Origin of the sequence: Marinobacter sp. EN3 (assembly GCF_000475315.1) — a bacterium.
Taxonomy (GTDB): domain Bacteria; phylum Pseudomonadota; class Gammaproteobacteria; order Pseudomonadales; family Oleiphilaceae; genus Marinobacter; species Marinobacter nauticus.
The window spans coordinates 19,696-37,576 of record NZ_AXCC01000096.1 but is presented as its reverse complement, the minus strand read 5'-3'; the positions used below and the strand labels follow the sequence as shown (position 1 = coordinate 37,576).

Here is a 17,881-nt window from a genome sequence, read left to right as displayed (position 1 = left end):
ATGACGAGCAAAGACCGGATTCTGACGGTGGAAGTCACCGACACCGATGGCAGCACCTTCTCGCTTCGGGAAATCTGCGAACGCGGGGACTGCCATGCAGAGTTTGTGATCAAACTGGTGGATTATGGGGTCATTGCGCCACTGGACGAGGTGCCGGAAATGCGCCAGTGGCAATTCGACGTGGCCGCGCTGAGTCGCCTGCAGAAAGCGCTGCGCCTGCAGCGGGATCTCAAACTCAACCTGCCGGGGCTGGCGATGTCGCTGGAGCTGCTGGATGAAGTTCAGGACATGCGGCGGGAGGTGGACCGTCTGAACCAGCGCATTCGTCAACTGATGGGCGAGTAGGCGTATTATTGTCCCGGGGGCTGAACGCCTGTTTCAGTGCCCGGACTTTTCCAGTGCCTGTATTTCGGCGTAAATCTTTTCCGCCTCCTCCATCAGCGTGCCGTGACTACGCAAATCGCCATTACGCTGTGCATGCAGCGCCTTGGCGAGCTTTTCCTCATAGGCTTTCTGCAGTTTTTTCTTCGGGTCGCCCTTCAGAAATCCCAGCATGGCTGGCTTCTCCTCTTGTTCAGTGTTTCAGCATATACGCTGTCGGGCCGGCGTAGTTCACTCCAGAACCTGGATTGCTGCCCACATAGGCCCGCCTTTTGCTATACATAAAGACAGAAACTCGGCAGGGAGCCGGCTGTCGGTGTGCAGGATGCTTTGCGCGCGAACACTAGCGGAGTCCCTATGTCCATACGCTTTTTCAAACACCTCGTGACCAGTCGTCTGTTGCGGCCGGTGTTCATTGTGCTTCTGGTTGCTGGCCTGATTCAGGTCGTTGTCAGCCAATGGTTGATATCGAACCAGGTTGAGCGGCTGGTCGAAACCGCAGGCACCGCGCTGGAAGCCAGCAGCAATAATGTCAGCGCCTCGTTTGGTGAAACCCGGGAAGATGTCCGGGGCCGGCTTGAGCGCATGCGCCAGAAAACAACCGACGAACTTTCCGCGGAACTCACCCGCCAGCAGACCGAGCAGCAGGAGCGTGTGGCCGGTAATGTTCGTACAGCCGTTATGGCGGAAGCCCAGGGGCTTGCCGAGGTGCTGGCTGCCGTCGCTGCGCCTCTGATCTGGGATCGTGACATCCCCCGCCTGACCGATCTGGTGGAACTGGCCGATGCCAGAGAGTCTGTTCTGTTTGCAATTTACTACGATCAGTACGGTGAACGTCTGACCCGCTATGTGGATCGCACGGACGATCGTGTTCGCACTCTTATGGAGCAGGGGGAAGGTCGTGGTGCTGCAAATCGGGTCCTGGATGCTGCCAGCCGGGATCCCGATGTGGTGATCATCAGCGCGGATATTGCGCCACAGGGTTCGGCTATTGGAGAGCTGAAACTTGGGTTGTCGCTTGAGGGCATCAATCGTGACCTGACTCAGCTAGAGGCGGAATTCGGAGCAACCATTGCGGGCAGTATTGATGCACTCAGGGAGACACTTGGCACCGAAACGGAGCAGGTGAACCAGCGGTTACAACAGCAGCTCGCAGCCATGGACACAGAAACCCGCACGAGCATGAATAACACCGTGCAGGCGTTGAATGACGAAGCCGAAAGTCTGTCCACCAAGCTGTCGCTTCTGGCGGTGGTGTCGGTCGTAACCCTGGTTGTGCTTGTGGCCCTGGTGCTGGGCGGCGGCGTGCTGCCCAGGGTTTACCGCCTTAGCCAGGCGATCTGGGGGATTGCCGATGGCGAAGCCGATCTCACCCGGAGAGTCTCCCTTAAAGGCAATGACGAACTGACCGAAATGGGGCACGGAGTAAACCGGTTTATTGCTCGGATCCAGGAACTGGTCTCAGACGTCAAGGCGTCGGCAGAGTCCGCCGCCGGCCAGGCGCAGGCCCAGCGGGATATCAGTCGCCGCGCTGTGGCCGCGGTGAATCGTCAGGAGCAGGGTGTTGCCCAGGTTTCCGGCACCATGGAGATGATGTCGCGCAGCATTTCCGAAGTCGCCGGTGATGTGCAGGATATCGCCGGCGAAGTCCGGAATGTCAGCGCCGAAAGTGCGGCCACGGCGGAGATCTCCCGTGAAGTGCGTGATCGTCTCGACAGCGTCGTGCGGAACGTTGAGCAAGCGGTCGCGGCGGTCAATCAGTTGGATACCCAGAGTAAAGAGATTGGCTCGGTATTGTCCGTGATCGGAGCTATCGCGGAGCAGACCAACCTGCTGGCACTGAACGCCGCCATCGAAGCGGCGCGGGCTGGCGAGTCCGGTCGAGGGTTTGCGGTGGTGGCTGATGAAGTACGCACTCTGGCCAGCCGAACCCAGGAGTCGACCACCGAGATTCAGGCCATTATCGAAAGGTTGCAGCAAGGCAGTCGTCAGGCCGTCAGCACCATTAACGATGTGTCCGGTCAGGTCGCGGAATCCTCAACGGAGTTCCACCGGGCCGACGAGCACTTCGACCGCATTAACCAACTGCTGGCCAGCCTTCAGCAGCGGGCCCTTGAGATCTCCGGGGTGGCGGAAGATCAGAGTGGGCACGCCAGCGAAGTCAGCGTCAGCGTGCGTGAAATCGCCGATTCCTCCCGGGAAACCGTTGATTCCATAACGCAATCGGACGAGGCCAGCGGTGAAATAGCAAGCACCCTGTCGGCCCTGCAAACAAAGGCATCCCAGTTCCGGGTCTAGCAGACCCGGACACGTTTCCAGAAACGATTCACGAAATTTTCATCTTTCCTGACTGGACAAATTGAAAATTTGGGATTATTTTCCCATTTAATTATTTGGGAAAAATATCCCAATTATTGTGGCGCTGAAAAATGCGCCGGATTCTGTCAAATCAGTCGGGAGAAGGAAGATGAAGCGCAACGGACTTTCAAAAGCGATCAAGTTGGTTCTGGTTGGTACCTTGGCCGGCGGCCTGGCCGCCTGTGGTGGCGGTGGCTCCGGCTCCTCCGGTTCAGTAGGTGCAAGTGGCAATGCCGAGGGCACCAGTGTTGGTGCGGTGACCGGTTTTGGTAGCGTGTATGTCAACGGAACCCGGTTTGCGACCGATGGCAGCGTTAGCAGTGACGACGGCATTGAGCGTGAGGGCCAGCTTGAAAAAGGCATGGTGCTGAAAATCAAAGGTGGCTGGGACGAGCGGGGCCAGGGCCAGGCCGACGCTGTGTTTTATGACGACACCCTGAGGGGGCCGCTGGTTGCGGCAACCTGGGATGCCACTGCCAGCACCGGACAGCTGGAGTTGCTGGAGCAGTTGGTTGTGCTTAACAACCAGACGGTATTCCGCGGAGCCACACCGGTTGAGCTTGCGGCCGCGCCTGCCAATTATCGGGTTCGGGTAAGTGGCTGGCGGCTGGATGACGGCAGCTTCCGGGCCAGCTTCGTGGGTGCGCGTCTGCTGGGCTCGGATTTTGACGATGTGAATGAGGCTGAACTTGAAGGCGTGGTCCAGAACCTGGATGCGCAGTTGCAGACCTTCACCATCAACGGTTTTACAGTGGATTACACCAGCGCGGTCGCGGATGACGATTTCAGTCTGGACCAACTGGAGAACGGGCTCGCGGTTGAAGTGGAAGGTCAGCTCAACGCAGACGGCGATGTCCTGCTCGCCGAAGAAATTGATGATGAGGACGACCTGTTTGACGATAACGACGACGTTGAAATTTCCGGTGATATCTACGATTTCGATGCGTCTGCCCGCACCTTCCGGATTAATGGCGTTCTGGTGCAGCTAAACGCTGAGACCGAGTTTGACGACATCAGCGAGGGCAGCCTCCAGGATGGCGTGTTCGTGAAAGTCGAGGGTGATTTCCGCAACAACACCCTGCTGGCGGAAGAAGTGGAAGGCCAGGAAGGCGATGCGGAACTGGACGGCATCATCCAGCAGATCGATCTGGACAGTGAATTGCTGGTGGTCAGTGGCGTTCGCGTTCAACTCACCGCAAATACCCTGATCGACGATGATGACAGTGATAACGACCTGCGTAATCGGGTTGATGACATCAACGCCTTCAGCGTTGGGGACTATGTCGAGGTGGAAGGTCGTCAGCGTACTGATTACCTCGAAGCTTTCACCATTGAGCGGGAAGACAGCGACGAAGATGATAACTTTGAGCTGGAGGCCAGAATCGATGCCATTTCTGATACGTCGGTGACGGTGATGAATCTGGAAATCCTGCTGAATGACTTCAGCGTTGCGGGTCTTCAGGTTGGTGATGAAGCCGAGGTTGAGTACGACCAGACCATCGGCGGAGAGTATGTGTTGACCGCAAACCCCGAAAACTGAGGTTGAAGGACACAGGTTGCGGGGGATACCGCAACCTGTGTCTGGTTTTCCGGGGCAAGATGGGAATACAATCCCAAACATGACTGATGCCAAATCCAATCCCCTGCACCAAGCGCTGTTCCGCATTTTGCGCCCCATGGCCAGACTGCTGTTGCGCAATGGCGTACCGTTCGGCGAATTCTCTGAGCTGGTGAAAAGGGCGTATGTGGAGGCTGCGTTGGAGGATTTCTCTGACGGGCGCCGCAAACCAACCGATTCCAGAGCGGCAGTGATGACAGGCCTGACCCGCAAAGAAGTGCGAAAACAACGAGAGATATTGGCGGGGCAAAGCCCGGTCAGCGAACGAACCTCTCATGCCAATCGCGCTTCGCGTGTGGTGTCCGGATGGGTGCACGATGAGACCTATCAGGCTGCGAATGGACAGCCCGCGGTGCTGGCATTCGAGGGCGCCGGGAGCTTCAGTGAGCTGGTTCGAAAATACAGTGGCGATATGACTCCCAGAGCGGTACTGGATGAGCTCCAGCGGGTTGGGGTAGTCGCGGTTGAGCCGGATACTGGGTTCCTGATCCTGAAACAGCGGGCGTATGTGCCGGCCGGAGACAGCGAAGAAATGCTCCAGATCTTCGGAGAGGACGTATCTGATCTTGTAGCCACTATTGATCACAATCTGGTGAGTCGGGATGTCGGGCGTGAGCCGCTGTTCCAGCGCACCCTGACCTATAATGAAATACCACCAGAGGTGATCGCTGCGTGGCGTGAACAAGCCGCAAGGCAGTCCCAGGCCCTGCTGGAAGATCTGGACAGCTGGTTAGGGCCTCACGACCGGGGAGTATCCGGCCAGGAGGGCGGCGAATCGGTACGGACCGGCGTCAGCATTTTCTATTTTGAAGAGCCGGTTCAGACGAACAAGAGCGGAGATGAATGATAATGGCTCTTAATGTCCCGACCGGACAACCCCCGCGCTGGCAAACCACCGAACTGGTCAGCATGCTGCTTTCGCCGGGTGCCCGTCAGGTGGTGAGATACTGGCTGAGTTCCGAGCATTTCCTGGATGAGCAGAAACACCCGAAGGTGGTGCTTGCAACGCCCCATGAACCCCATTCCTTTGTTGACCTGGTGCAAATCGCCAATCCAAACCTGGTGCCTTCTGTCGTGCTTGCGGAACTGCTTCGAAAGGGCATTGTGGAAACCCTGGAGAGCGGTCACGTTCTGTTAAAGAGAAGCGCTTATGCTCCCTGGGGTGCTACCGGTTCACTGAGCCTGGGCAATTACGATGATTTTGTTGATATCGACAAGCTACGACGACGCCACAACGACAGCTGACAATCAGTGGCGGGCCCGGATGGCCCGCAGGAGAGAGCAATGTTCAGAGCAGTAACGCTTCACAGAATGCTGAAACTCGCCGCCGCACCGATCGCACTCGGCGTGTTGAGTGCCTGCGGCGGCGGTGGCGGTGGTGGAGTCGGCGTTGCCGACGGCGGCATCCGAGGCACAGGCTCCAGCGTTGGGCCGGTTTCCGGTTTCGGCAGTGTCTTCGTCAATGGCGTGAAGTTTGAGACGGATGGTCGCGTCAGCAGTGATGACGGCATTGAGCGTGAAGACCAGTTACAGGAAGGCATGATCCTGAGGATCGAAGGCGAGTGGCGAGTTGATGGCCGGGGGAATGCGGAGTCGGTCGAGTACGACGATACCTTCCGCGGGCGTGTGGACAATCTGATTCAGACCCCGGATGCCGACGGTATGGTCGAATCGGTGCAGTTCACCATCTATGAGCAGACTGTGGTTGCCGACCAGCAGACGGTGTTCAAGGACATTGCGCTTGAAACCCTGGCAGACGGCGCTTTCGTGCGCATCAGTGGCTGGCGTGAGCCGGACCCCGACGGCCGGTACCGGGCAAGCCACATTGGTTTGATGACGCAGGACGAAACCAACGTAGAGATTGAAGGCCGCATCGACGAGGGTTCATTGCAGCTGAATCTGAATCAGTTCAGCATTAACGGGCAGTCGGTCTCTTACACTGACAGCGCGTTCGCCGGGTCGCTGACGGAAGCCGATCTGGCGGATCTTCTGCTGGTGGAGGCCGAAGGTACGATCTCCAATGGCGTATTGATTGCACGGGAAATCGACGAAGGCGAAACCCGTCGCTACCGTCGGGGCTCCGGCGATGACATTGAGTTCTCAGGCCCCGTGAGCACCGACTACAACGCATCGGACCGATCCTTCCACATCAACGGCCTGATTGTCTTTGTCGACGACAACACCGAGTTTGATGATGGTTTGTCGGCCTCGGATCTGACCGCCGGCATGCTGATACAGGTTGAGGGGGATTTCCAGGATAATGGCTCCGTACTGGCTGAAGAAATTGAAGCTCGTGAAGGCAACGCCTCAGTAGACGGTGTCCTCGACGTCAACACGCTCAACTTCAACGACCAGACCTTCCGGGTTGGTGGTGTGTTGGTGCAGCTCACGCCACGGACGATCATCACCGACGATGACAGCGATCTGCGCCTGAAACTGGCGGACCTGAACGGCAGTTATCAGGTAGAAGTGGAAGGTATCGAGCGGCAGTCCGGCTCTGGCGTTACGCTTGAGGCCGTCAAGATTGAGCGCAACGAGGAAGACACTACTCCGGCGAGTCCGCGGAAGTATGAGCTGGAAGGCCAGTTGTCTGATATCGAGGATAGTTTTTATACGATCCTTGGTGTCAGAATCGATATCAGTCTTGTCGACTTCGATGATGGCGAGAGAAGCTCTATCGAATCGGCGTTCTCACAGGGGGCATCGGTAAGTCTTGAGATAGATTACGTTGAGTCACCCCCGGGTGTTTACGTCGCCGATGAAATCGGACTGGAAAGCGAAGACTGAGCCATGAACCACCTCGCCCACACCTTCCTCGCACCGGACTCACCGGAGGCGAGAGTGGGCAGTATCCTCGGGGATTTCACCCGGGGACTGGACTGGGATCATGTGCCGTCGCCGGTGCTTGCAGGCGTGCGGCACCACCTGGCGGTTGATGTATTCACCGATCAGCATCCGCAGGTGCTGGCCAGTAAAAGCCTGTTCTCAAGGGAGCGCCGGCGCTTTGCCGGCGTGGCTCTGGATATCCTCTACGACCACTTTCTGCTCCGGCACTGGGAACAGTTCAGTGACTGGGACAAAAATACCTTTATCCGGACCGTATACCAGGAACTGCAAAGCCACCAGGCGCTGATGCCCGACAACATGGCGGTGGTGACCCGTCGCATGGTCGAGCATGACTGGTTTGGCGCCTATCAGGATCTGGACAACATCGGCTATGCCCTCGATCGCGTGGCCAGCCGAATCCGCTTTGCCAACCGGTTTACCGGCATCATCGACGAAATCCGGGCCAATGAATCGGAACTGGAGGAACATTTTCTGGCCTTCTTTCCGGAACTTCAGGCCTTCGCCAACCGCTATCCGGAATCATCCCATCAGGCGTGAACGGGCCTGCTGATATTCCTCTTCCAATCGCTGAACCAACGCCTCAACCGACACCACATCATGAATCTGGCTCACACCCTGACCGGCGGACCAGACGGTCTTCCAGGCCTTGGCCTCATCGTCCATGGGCTTGAGCTTCTCGCCGTAATTCACATCGCCGGCCTGGTTCAGCTTCTGCATATCAAAGCCAGCGGCCTCCAGGCTCTGGCGCATAAAGCTGGCCGGTACACCGGACACCGCCGGGGTATGGATGATATCCGCTGATACGGCTTCGATGATCATGTTCCGATAGGCATCCTCTGCCTCGGATTCCTCGGTATTGATAAACCGTGTGCCCATATAGGCCAGATCTGCCCCCAGCGCCTGGGCTGCCAACAGATCCTCTCCGTGGGACAAACCGCCGGCCAGCAAAATGGTGCCATCGAACACCTCACGGATTTCATGCACCAGTACAAACGGGTTGGTGGTACCGGCATGGCCACCGGCGCCGGCGCTGACCGCAATGATGCCATCCACCCCGGCTTCTGCCGCCTTGCGGGCGTGTTTCTGATTGGTGACATCGTGGAATACCAGCCCGCCGTAACTGTGCACGGCTTCCACCACCTGGCTGGCCGCGCCCAGGGAGGTAATGACAATTGGCACCTGATGCTTTACGCACAGTTCAAGATCCGCTTGCCAGCGCGGGTTGGTGCGGTGCACCACCAGATTCACGGCATAGGGCGCGGTTGTCGCGCTTGGTTGCTGCGCTTGCCATTGCGCCAGCTCGTCATTCATCTGCACCAGCCATTGCTCGAAACCCTCACTGCTGCGCTGGTTCAGGGCTGGAAAACTGCCCACGATGCCGGCTTTGCAACAGGCAAGGGCCAGGCGGGGTGAGGAAATCAGAAACATGGGGGCGGCAATTAACGGAAGACGAAGCTGATTTTGGAGCTGTGCGGGAATTGGCATGTTGAGTCCTTGATTTTTATTGGAACTTTCTCAAGCTATGGGGGATCTTAGCCTGTTCCCGCAGAGCCGCGAAACCGGTTTTCTGAGATAGTGTGTTATTAACCTCCAGACAAGGAGCCCGTCATGGGTGAAGCAAAACGACGTAAACAGACCGGCGCCCCTTCGCCACGCAACACGCAGGGCCGCAAATCACTGATCATCGTCCTGTCACTGGTGATCGGGGTGGCCGTCATTGCCGGCCTGTATTTCGTCACCAAACCACCGGCACCCAGCTCCGAGGCACTTCCCGTGGCGGCCCCCAACGCCGACGAATTCCCGGCCATTGTCGACCAGTACGGCGTCTCCGTTGGCAACGAAGACGCGCCGGTTGTCGTCCGCGAGTTCGCCGACTACCAGTGCCCGGCCTGCGCCCGCTTCGCCGAAGCCAGCCAGCGCCTCAAGAAAGAATATGTGGAGTCCGGTAAAGTCCGTTTCGTCTATTTCGACCTGCCTCTGCGCCAGCATCAGAACGCCATGCCCGCCGCCCTGGCCGCCCGTTGTGCGGGTGATCAGGACCAGTACTGGGCCATGCACGACAAACTCTACGGTTCCCAGTTGGACTGGAGTGGTTCCAACGATCCGACGGCCACCTTCACCCGCTACGCCAGTGACCTCGGCCTGGAAGAACGCCGCTTCCGTCGTTGCATGGAAACCGAATTGCACCGGGAAGCTGTCGAACAGAGCCTGCAAGTGGCTGTCCAGCTCCGGGTCGCCAGCACACCCACGGTCATGGTCGACAACATCCAGTTGACACGGCCCGGCTGGGGCCAGTTGTCGGCGGTTGTAGAACGGGAGTTGGCCAAAGCGGAGTAATGCGGCCATCCGCAACTTGCATCGGGGGCCTGGTTGATTAAACTTTGCCCCCTCGCGCCCACCGGCCGTGACAAATATCAAATCATGCTCCGGATTTACGATCCGGCCCGCAGGAGAAAACCATGAGCAACGAAATCGTCGTCTGCGCACTCTACAAGTTCGCAGTCCTCAATGATTACAAAGATCTACGCCAGCCCTTGCTGAACCTGATGCTGGAAAAAGGCGTGCACGGCACCCTGCTGCTGGCCCGCGAAGGCATCAACGGAACCATCGCCGGCAGCCGAGAAGGCATCGACGCTGTGAAAGCGTGGATTGGCAAAGACGACCGCTTCAACGGCATCGACTACAAAGAATCCTTCGTCGATATCCAGCCGTTCAAACGCACCAAGGTCAAACTCAAGAAAGAAATCGTCACCATGGGCGTCGATGGCATCGACCCCAAGCGGATTGTCGGCACCTACGTGGAGCCGCAACAATGGAACGACCTGATCTCTGATCCGGACGTTGTCCTGGTCGACACCCGTAACCAGTACGAAGTCGAGATCGGTACCTTCAAAAACGCCGTCAATCCGGCCACTGACACCTTCCGCGAGTTTCCCGAGTATGTGAAGCAGAACCTCGACCCGCAGAAGCACAAGAAAGTCGCCATGTTCTGCACCGGCGGTATCCGCTGCGAGAAGTCTACGGCTTATCTGAAAGAGCAGGGCTTCGAAGAGGTGTATCACCTCAAGGGCGGCATCCTGAAGTACCTGGAAGAGGTTCCTCAGGAGCAGAGTCTGTGGCAGGGTGAGTGTTTCGTATTTGACGACCGGGTAACGGTGAATCACAACCTGGAACGTGGCGAATACGACCAGTGCCACGCCTGTCGCCGGCCGATTACCGAGGCCGACAAGCAGCGCCCGGAATACGAACAGGGTGTCAGTTGCCACCAGTGCATCGACAGCCTGACCGAAGAACAGAAAGCCCGTTTCAAGGAGCGTGAGCGCCAGATGCGCCTGGCCCGTGAGCGGGGAGAAGAACACGTCGGCGGCGAGGCCGCACGCATTATTGCTGAGCGAAAGGCCCGCAAGAAGGCCGAACGGGAAGCACAGGCGCGCAGGAGTCTGGAGGGGGAAAAGCAGCGTAAGTCTGCTGTGAATTAACAGCCCCTGAGTAAGGAGACAGTATGTTGATCAGAAAACCCCTGGCGGTTGCCTGCCTGGTGGTGGCCCCCGTGGCCTGGGCCCAGGAAAGCGGCAACGTCGAAGGTGAGGCTGAGCTTGGCATTTTGCTGACCTCTGGCAACACCGAAGAAACCAAGGTGAATGGTCGGCTGGCTCTCAAACATGAGACAACGATGTGGCGGAATACCGGCGAGTTCAGTTCCCGGTACACTGAAGCCGATGAAGAAACCACGGCAGAGGAGTATCAGGTTGCGCTGGAATCCGACTACAAGTTCGATGAGCAACAATACTGGTTTGTCAGAGGTTCCTGGGAAGACGATCGTTTCTCCGGTTACGACTTCGAGTCTACCTTGAGCACTGGTTACGGAAACCGCGTCTGGCAGGTGGGAGAGCGATCGTTCCTCGACATTTCTGGAGGCCTGGGTTATCGGTATAACAAGCTTGAAGAGGTGAATGACGATGGCGACGACGCTGAAAAGGAAGCGATCGCAAGATTAGCCGCCCATTTCGACTACGCCTTATCGGACACCGCCCTGTTCCGGCAGAAGCTCAGTACCGAAATTGGACTGGATGAGAACAACACCATCAGCCAGTCCGAAACGTCCCTGCAAACCAGTATCGTGGGGTCGCTGTCGATGAAAGCGGCGTTCCGGGTAAAGCATGTATCCGATGCGCCCGCCGGTACTGACAAGACTGACACCGAAACGTCGTTGTCGTTGCTGTACGGGTTCTGACACACCCGGTAGCCACAAACAAAAACGGGGCAGGGGAAGAATCCTCTGCCCCGTTTGTTTTTGGGGTTACACGTTGTTTCTCAGGCCCAGTTCGTCCGGGTAGGGCGTCAGGTATTTCTGGGAGTGGAGGTAGTCTACCGGTTCCTTGCGTTGGGCCAGGCGCAGCAGCGTCATGGGCACCACCAGAGGTATCTCACCGCGCCGGTAGGCTTCGATCTGCTCCAGCAGCACGGTTTTTTCCTCGGCCGACATGCCTTCTTTCAGAAAACCCAACAGATGCTGCATGGCATTCACATGCGAGCCACGGCTTACCCGTTGGGTCATGGCTTCCATGAACTGATGGATGTAGCGGTCGGCAATCTGTTCCAGAGGTTCGGATTTGAGGTCGCCCAGCATCGGGCCCAGTTGCCGGTAGATCTTTTCTGAATGGGCCAGCAGCGTGAACTTGTGGCGGGTGTGAAAATCAATCAGCGCCTGCTTGGTCAGGTTTTCGCCTGCCACGTTCTGCATCCAGTCGTCGTAGGCAAATACCCGTTCAATGAAGTTTTCCCGCAGCATGTCATCGTGCAGGCGGCCTTCCTCTTCCACCGGCATCAGCGGGTAGGCTTTCATCAGCGCTTCGGCGAACATACCGCGGCCATCCCTGTGCATGAAACTGCCTTCGGCGTTGTGAATCTTGATGCGTTCCATGCCGCAACTGGGCGATTTCGCCATCAGGATGTAGCCGCGCAGGTTGGCCAGAGAGGGTAGTACTTCGGCAATGAAGTTCTGCATGCCTTCGGTGTGGTCTTTGCTGCCCTTGCTTTCCACCAGGTGAAGACCGTCTTCATGCTCCCGCAGATGAATGGCGGGGCGGGGAACGCCAAGGCCGGCTTCAAGTTCCGGACAGATAGAGCGGAACTCGAAGTGCTTTGCCAGCACCTGGGTGCAGTAGCGGGAGTGTTTGTGGCCGCCGTCGTGCCGAACTTCCTTGCCCAACAGGCAAGTGCTGATGCCAACCGGTATACCGCTCACAGGCTTCTCCAATACACAAAAGTGACGTTACTGATACCGCTTACGTTCATTCAGTGTAAACCGATCAGAGCAATGCACCCAAGGTACTCATGAAGACGTTTTGTTGCGTTTCTCCCGGGCAGCCAGGCTGGTCGCGTAAATGCCCCGGACATCCCGGGCAAATTGCTCGATGGAATAATCCTCGGCAAAGGCCCGGGCTTTGTCCGACAGCTCGGTGCGCAGTTTGTCGTCCTCAAGCAGCCGTTGGGCTTTCTCAATCCAGCGGGCCTGGTTCTCCGGAGTCTTGTAGCCGTTCAGGCCGTCCCGAACCACATCTTCAATGCCGCTGGAGCGAACCGCTACCACCGGCAGCCCGGCAGACATGGCTTCCAGAATGACCATGCCCTGGGTCTCGGATTTGGAGGCGAACAGGAAGGCATCGCCAAGGTTGTACCAGAGCGCCATCTCCTCCGGCTGAACCGCGCCCACCAGGGTAAAGTGAGAGCCCAGCTCCAGGCTGTCAATTTTCTTCTGTAGCCGGTCCCTCTGGTGGCCATCGCCAATCATCAGAAACCGGAACGGCACGTCGCTTTCCTGCCGCAGCCGGTCGATGGCTTCGATCATGAAGTCGATGTTCTTTTCGTTGGAAAGCCGGGCCACGCTGATAAAGACCTTCTCGTTGCTCAGCCCCAGTTTTTTCCGGAGTGCCTCCACGTCTGCGGGCTTCACAGCCTGGAAACGCTCGTACTCGATACCGGTGGGTTGTACGAAGGTGGGCGTGGTCACCCCGATCATCCGCAGGTATTCCTCGGTGGAGTAAGTCGGTACGATCACGCCATCGCAGCGGTTGGCGAAGCGTTTGATCAGAGCGTGGGAAATCAGGTTCCGGAACAGCATCCCGGGCAGGGGGACAAAGTGAGCGTAGTGCTCCAGACGGGTGTGATAGGTATAGATGGCCGGGATGCGCAGCTGACGGGCCATAAACAGCCCCAGACTACCCAGCCAGAACGGATGATGCAGGTGAATCACATCCGGCCGGAAGCCCCGCACCTGCTTGCGGATACGGGCCAGGAAAATATTGGCCAGACGGAATTCCCGTTTCTCGCCCATGGCCAGCAGTGAGGGTACCCGCACTACCGCATCTTCCTCGCTGGGCTGGTCGCGATACCGAGGCGCGACAATCTGGGTACTATCTCCCAGATGTTCCAGGCCACGGCGCAGCCGTTCAATGGAAATCGGAACCCCGCCAATGAAAGGCAGATAGTTGTTGGTGAACATGGTGACCCGCAACGGCTTTTCGAGCCACGGGGTGGGGTCCAGGTCGTAATCCGGGTAGTAATCCTTGCCGATGAAGATGACCTGATAAAGCTTGATGGTCAGCGCCAAAAACACCGAGACGATCAGGATGAAGTTTAGATAGCCGGTGTAGAACAGGGAATACACAAAGAACCACAAGCTTTCCAGCCGCTTCCAGACCGGATGCTGACCCACTTCCAGACGCTCCATCTGATAGCTGACGTCGCCGTCTGGAGAGACCCGTACGTCCACGTAGTGGTAGAAGCTGTCCTCCGTATTCAGCACCAGCCCGCCAGCACCCCCGGTGGTAATGTAGGGCGTGCCGTCCACCACCTGCTCGTCAAAGAGCGACAGGTTGGCCGAAAACACCAGGTCGATGCCTTGCTCCCGAATCAGCTGCAGCAGCTCCTCCCGGAAGGCGGGAGGTTGCAGGTAGTCGTCTTCATCGTCGAACAGGGCTGGGGTTTCCGGTTGCAGAAGCGGGTGGCCAATAAACAGGATGTGTGCGTTGCTGGTGTCGTGGGCCAGAAGATCCCGGAGCCAGCGAATCTGCCAGCGCCAGGGCGTTTTCCCGGTGCTGTCGAGGAAGATCAGCCGGGTATTACCGGCCCGCACACTGTAGAAATGGGGCCCGAAATGATCATAAAACCGGAAACTGCCAAAATTCTCGTATTCGTGCGGGCCGAAGGTGAGCAGATAGGGAATGTCCAGGTGGCTCAGGGTGCCATACAGCGCGCGGTATTTATCCTCGCCACCGCCGCTCACGGCATTGCCGGACGACACCAGAAAGTCCACACCGGCCTGGTTCAGGGTCGGGATAAAGCGGCGCTCGAAGATGCCCACGGAATTGTTGATGTTGCCCACCACCGCAAAACGGATACCGGAGCCTGGCGGAGTGCGTTGGTGGATGCGTTCAACCTGCTCGCTGTGCAGGGCCTCAAAGTCCTGTTTGAAGAAATTCAGGTACACCTTGTAGCCCACCAGCGCCACCACAATGGCCAGGCACAGATAGAACAGCAGTTTAAGCGGGTTACGACGGATCATTCCGGCCTCCGGTGGCTTTTGATCAGTTCCCTCTGCATCACCAGCAAACCGATGAGCATGCCCAGGTAGATAGTGAGAAAACGCCAGGCAATAGTGACCAGCACCAGGTGATTGCCCGACAGGATATCCCGGAAGAAACTGCCGAACACGCCTTCCGATATGCCAGAGGCCCCGGGAGTGGGGGAGAAATACATGATGAAGGTGGTTACCACCAGCAAGCCCAGAGTGGTCAGGTAATCCACCTCATAGCCCAGGCCGTGAATCAGCAGGGCGGGAAAACTGAACAGGCTGAGCAGGAACACGGCGGTGAACACTACCGACAGCAGTACGTCCCGTGGCGCGCCACGGAGGTATTCGCTGAAACACAGGGCAAACCGCAGCATTTCCCGCCGTAATTTGAACTGCCAGCGGTCGTGCCGGCGGTGGTTGATCAGATGTGCCTTGCGCAGGCCTGCGACAAGAGCGCTCAACGGCAGGATCATCCAGCGTGTCCGGAACAGCAGCACGGCAAAGAATCCCAGATAGAGCGACACAAACACCGCCAGTGCGGTGCCGATACCGGACGACCAGATGCCGCCGTCCAGGGCCTCCAGGCTCAATAGAAAGACCGGTGTCAGTGAGAAAATGAACGCCACCGCGAGTACCGTGCGGATAGTGGTGGCCGCCGTGGCGCGGGCCACGGGCACCCCATGGCGGGTGAGATACCAGATCTGGGCAAACCCGCCCCCGGTGGCCATGGGCGTTACGTTGGAGAAAAACAGATTAATGAACACCAGCCGGAAGATCTTGCGCAATGGCAGCCGGTGCCCCAGCGCCTTGAGGGTGTAGTGCAGGCGCAGACCATCGGCCATGAAGTAGATCAGCAGCAGGGCCGCGACCGGCAACAGCAGAGTGGGAGAAAGCAGGCGATCATCGAACTGGAAACTGCGGCCGGCGAAGCGGTCGTAGACCGCATACAGGCCGGCACCGGTCATGGCCACAAACAACAGGGCGAAGGCCGTAAGCCGTCGCCAGGAAGTCCGTTTCTGGTAGTTGCTGTCAGTGCTGTTGGTCATGCTCTGCCCGTCTGTTGGTGGCGGGCAGTGTACCCTGTGCAGGGCAGTGCTTGTCCAGTTTGGCTTAGTGACCGTAAACCATCAGATTGGTGTTGGTGATGGCAAAGTCTGTGAACTGGACCGAGCCGATGCTGGTGTCACCCATGCGGAATACCGGCATGTCGATATCAGCCCGGAATTCCACATCGTGTACAGAAAGGCCTTCTTTGCCAGAAGCGGCACTGGTGCCCCGGGACAGGTTGGCCTTGGCATGGGCCATACCAAAGTGCCCCAGGGTATCCGCGCCACGGCGGTTATGGATCTGTAACCCTTCAATGCCAACGGCGGCGAAGTTGAACAGCAGGATCACGTCGGCTGCGTCCCAGTTCAGGCTGCCGTTGCTGATTTCGAAGTGGGTATCGAGCTGCAGTTCCGAGCCGGACACCACGTTGCCATTGGCCAGGGTGCGCGTGGCGCCACCGTTATTGCGGATAACCAGATCGGTGGGGCCGATGTAACCCTGCAGCAGGATGTTTGAGAATAAACTGGCGCTGCCTTCACTGCCGGTGGTGGTAATACTGTCGATGGCCAGTTCGAAATCCACCGCCTGCAGATAGTTGGTCAGGCTGGTGGGGTCGCCGTAATCGCTGGCCCCCAGGTGGATCACCAGGTCGCCGTTGTCGAACTGTTTGCCGAAACTGCCGCCAACCGAGTATTTCGCCAGCGCGTCCGCGACATCGGGATTACTGGTATCGAGCAGACCGGCGTTGGCGCGGCGTGCTATCTCGGAGAAACCGTGCTCCAGAACCTCGCCACTGCCCGCGATATCAATCGTCAGCTTCATGTTGTCCAGCACGGTATCGTTCTGGCCGGACAATCTCAGGCCGTTGATGCCCAGGGAGCCCTCATCGGTCCAGATCAGGTGATCAATATTGAGCTTGGTTTCCAGTTCAATGGTTACACCGGCCTGGCCAGTCACACCCGCCAGGGTTGTGTCATCCAGCGGCTGGAATTCGGCCATGGCTGGCACGGCTAATGATGCGCTGGCCATCAGGCTCAGGCAGGCGAGGGATTTTCTGGCCTCAGGAATGAGAAAAGACATGTTGGCCCCGGTTCGTTCGACGATTTGTTGTTATTGATTGATTCAGAACACCTGACGTGTGCTGATCAGCCGCAGGGACAACATAACCAGAGCTGCGGTCGTTAAAAGTTACACATTGTTACTTTAAGCCTGAAGGCGGGGGTGATCTGTGAGGCTGGTCACAACCTGAACAGTCGTGACCGGTGTTTCAATCCAGTGCCTGGCGGATGAGGTTTTTCTGATGTTCAGCGAAGCCCCGGATCAGCTCAGTGGCTTTGGTCGCATCCCTCGCCAACACCGCCTGCGGCAACTCCGAGAAAAATGTGCTGGTGGTCGCGAGGCCCTGGCGATAGCGGTCTGCTCCGAGATAATAGGCACGGCTTACGGCAGGCTTGAAGTTGGACAAGGCCTCGGTCAGGTAGGGGTTGGCGACAACCTCACAGCAGGCTTCCATCACGTTGAAGCTGGCTTCCACCACCCGGGTGATGTCGGGTTGGGGTTCTTGTATGCGCTCGACCACCTGAGATACCGCGGCCAGTACCCGGTCTCTATCGGATTCCTTCCAACGTTCGCACAGGCGCGAAGCCAGCATCATCAGCAAATGCATGTAGACGTCGTAAAGCTCTGCCGCGTACTCGGCATTCAGCTGGGTTGCGGAAGCCCCTCTCCGCGGCGTGATTTCCACCAGGTGCCAACGCTCCAGGGTGTAAAGCGCCTCTTTCACCGATGCCCGGCTCACTTTGAGTTCCGAGGCCAGGGTGGCCTCCTGAATGCGTTCTCCGGGGGGAACCTGGCCGGTCATGATTCGCTCTGCCAGATAGTTGGCGATCTGCTCCGCCAAAGTGTTGGGCACCTGAAAATCCATAAGAGCTCTCTGAACAGGTTTAACAAGCCGGTTGGCTAAGGAGGGCAAAGCACCGGCAGTCGTGGAAATGCGCATGAGTCTATCACAGCCTGTAACGGGTCAGGGATGGTCCGGCGGAAGATATCCGGTT

At 57.9% G+C, this 17,881-nt stretch carries 17 protein-coding genes; 10 read left to right on the top strand and 7 right to left on the bottom strand.

The window, feature by feature from the left end:
- Positions 1-345, top strand: coding sequence for a chaperone modulator CbpM (locus Q675_RS36755; RefSeq protein ID WP_011786464.1), 345 nt, complete (start codon positions 1-3; stop codon positions 343-345).
- Positions 346-378: 33 nt separating this feature from the next.
- On the opposite strand, the gene Q675_RS38170 is transcribed toward Q675_RS36755, so the two are convergent.
- Positions 379-555: a DUF6435 family protein gene (locus Q675_RS38170; RefSeq protein ID WP_023012209.1), complete on the bottom strand. Its 177-nt coding sequence runs from the start codon at positions 553-555 to the stop codon at positions 379-381.
- Positions 556-738: 183 nt separating this feature from the next.
- On the opposite strand from Q675_RS38170, the gene Q675_RS36750 reads away from it, so the two are divergent.
- The 6 genes from Q675_RS36750 (at position 739) to Q675_RS36725 (ending at position 7,741) form a co-directional block, all read left to right on the top strand.
- A complete protein-coding gene (locus tag Q675_RS36750; protein WP_023012208.1) occupies positions 739-2,679 on the top strand; it encodes a methyl-accepting chemotaxis protein in 1,941 nt (646 codons plus the stop codon).
- 169 nt (positions 2,680-2,848) lie between these two features.
- Positions 2,849-4,279 (top strand): DUF5666 domain-containing protein, encoded by a 1,431-nt coding sequence (locus tag Q675_RS36745; RefSeq protein WP_023012207.1) that lies wholly within the window; start codon positions 2,849-2,851, stop codon positions 4,277-4,279.
- A gap of 79 nt (positions 4,280-4,358) precedes the next feature.
- Positions 4,359-5,204, top strand: a complete 846-nt coding sequence (locus Q675_RS36740; RefSeq protein ID WP_022992424.1) for a DUF6502 family protein — start codon at positions 4,359-4,361, stop codon at positions 5,202-5,204.
- Positions 5,205-5,206: 2 nt separating this feature from the next.
- Positions 5,207-5,602, top strand: a complete 396-nt coding sequence (locus Q675_RS36735; protein ID WP_227499617.1) for a hypothetical protein — start codon at positions 5,207-5,209, stop codon at positions 5,600-5,602.
- A gap of 39 nt (positions 5,603-5,641) precedes the next feature.
- Positions 5,642-7,144, top strand: coding sequence for a DUF5666 domain-containing protein (locus Q675_RS36730; protein WP_031211902.1), 1,503 nt, complete (start codon positions 5,642-5,644; stop codon positions 7,142-7,144).
- 3 nt (positions 7,145-7,147) lie between these two features.
- Positions 7,148-7,741, top strand: coding sequence for an ACP phosphodiesterase (locus Q675_RS36725; RefSeq protein WP_031211900.1), 594 nt, complete (start codon positions 7,148-7,150; stop codon positions 7,739-7,741).
- Here the strand turns inward: Q675_RS36725 and Q675_RS36720 are convergent.
- The gene (locus Q675_RS36720) at positions 7,724-8,689 is read right to left on the bottom strand and encodes an NAD(P)H-dependent flavin oxidoreductase (RefSeq protein ID WP_023012204.1); all 966 of its coding nucleotides are present in this window, start codon (positions 8,687-8,689) and stop codon (positions 7,724-7,726) included. The two genes, Q675_RS36725 and Q675_RS36720, sit on opposite strands and share 18 nt — an antisense overlap.
- 123 nt (positions 8,690-8,812) lie before the next feature.
- On the opposite strand from Q675_RS36720, the gene Q675_RS36715 reads away from it, so the two are divergent.
- From Q675_RS36715 to Q675_RS36705, 3 genes are all read left to right on the top strand, one after another.
- Positions 8,813-9,541 carry a DsbA family protein gene (locus Q675_RS36715; protein WP_022992419.1) on the top strand — a complete coding sequence of 243 codons (729 nt, stop codon included), beginning with the start codon at positions 8,813-8,815 and terminating at the stop codon, positions 9,539-9,541.
- A 122-nt stretch (positions 9,542-9,663) separates the two neighbouring features.
- Positions 9,664-10,683, top strand: coding sequence for a rhodanese-related sulfurtransferase (locus Q675_RS36710; protein ID WP_011786454.1), 1,020 nt, complete (start codon positions 9,664-9,666; stop codon positions 10,681-10,683).
- Between the two features lie 23 nt (positions 10,684-10,706).
- On the top strand, positions 10,707-11,438 hold the full coding sequence (locus Q675_RS36705; RefSeq protein WP_023012203.1) for a YdiY family protein: 732 nt from the start codon (positions 10,707-10,709) through the stop codon (positions 11,436-11,438).
- 66 nt (positions 11,439-11,504) lie between these two features.
- On the opposite strand, the gene Q675_RS36700 is transcribed toward Q675_RS36705, so the two are convergent.
- The 5 genes from Q675_RS36700 to Q675_RS36680 all read right to left on the bottom strand — a co-directional run bounded on the left by Q675_RS36700 (position 11,505) and on the right by Q675_RS36680 (position 17,751).
- Positions 11,505-12,452: a YbgA family protein gene (locus Q675_RS36700; RefSeq protein WP_011786452.1), complete on the bottom strand. Its 948-nt coding sequence runs from the start codon at positions 12,450-12,452 to the stop codon at positions 11,505-11,507.
- An 87-nt stretch (positions 12,453-12,539) separates the two neighbouring features.
- Positions 12,540-14,771 carry a glycosyltransferase gene (locus Q675_RS36695; protein WP_023012202.1) on the bottom strand — a complete coding sequence of 744 codons (2,232 nt, stop codon included), beginning with the start codon at positions 14,769-14,771 and terminating at the stop codon, positions 12,540-12,542.
- A complete protein-coding gene (locus Q675_RS36690) occupies positions 14,768-15,826 on the bottom strand; it encodes a lysylphosphatidylglycerol synthase transmembrane domain-containing protein (protein WP_023012201.1) in 1,059 nt (352 codons plus the stop codon). Before Q675_RS36690 ends, Q675_RS36695 begins: the two co-directional genes overlap by 4 nt.
- Positions 15,827-15,890: 64 nt before the next feature.
- Entirely contained in the window at positions 15,891-16,907 is a 1,017-nt protein-coding gene (locus Q675_RS36685; protein ID WP_023012200.1) for a DUF6160 family protein, read from the bottom strand.
- A gap of 187 nt (positions 16,908-17,094) precedes the next feature.
- Complete coding sequence (locus Q675_RS36680; protein WP_023012199.1) at positions 17,095-17,751, bottom strand: GntR family transcriptional regulator; 657 nt, start codon at positions 17,749-17,751, stop codon at positions 17,095-17,097.
- Positions 17,752-17,881 lie beyond the last annotated feature (130 nt).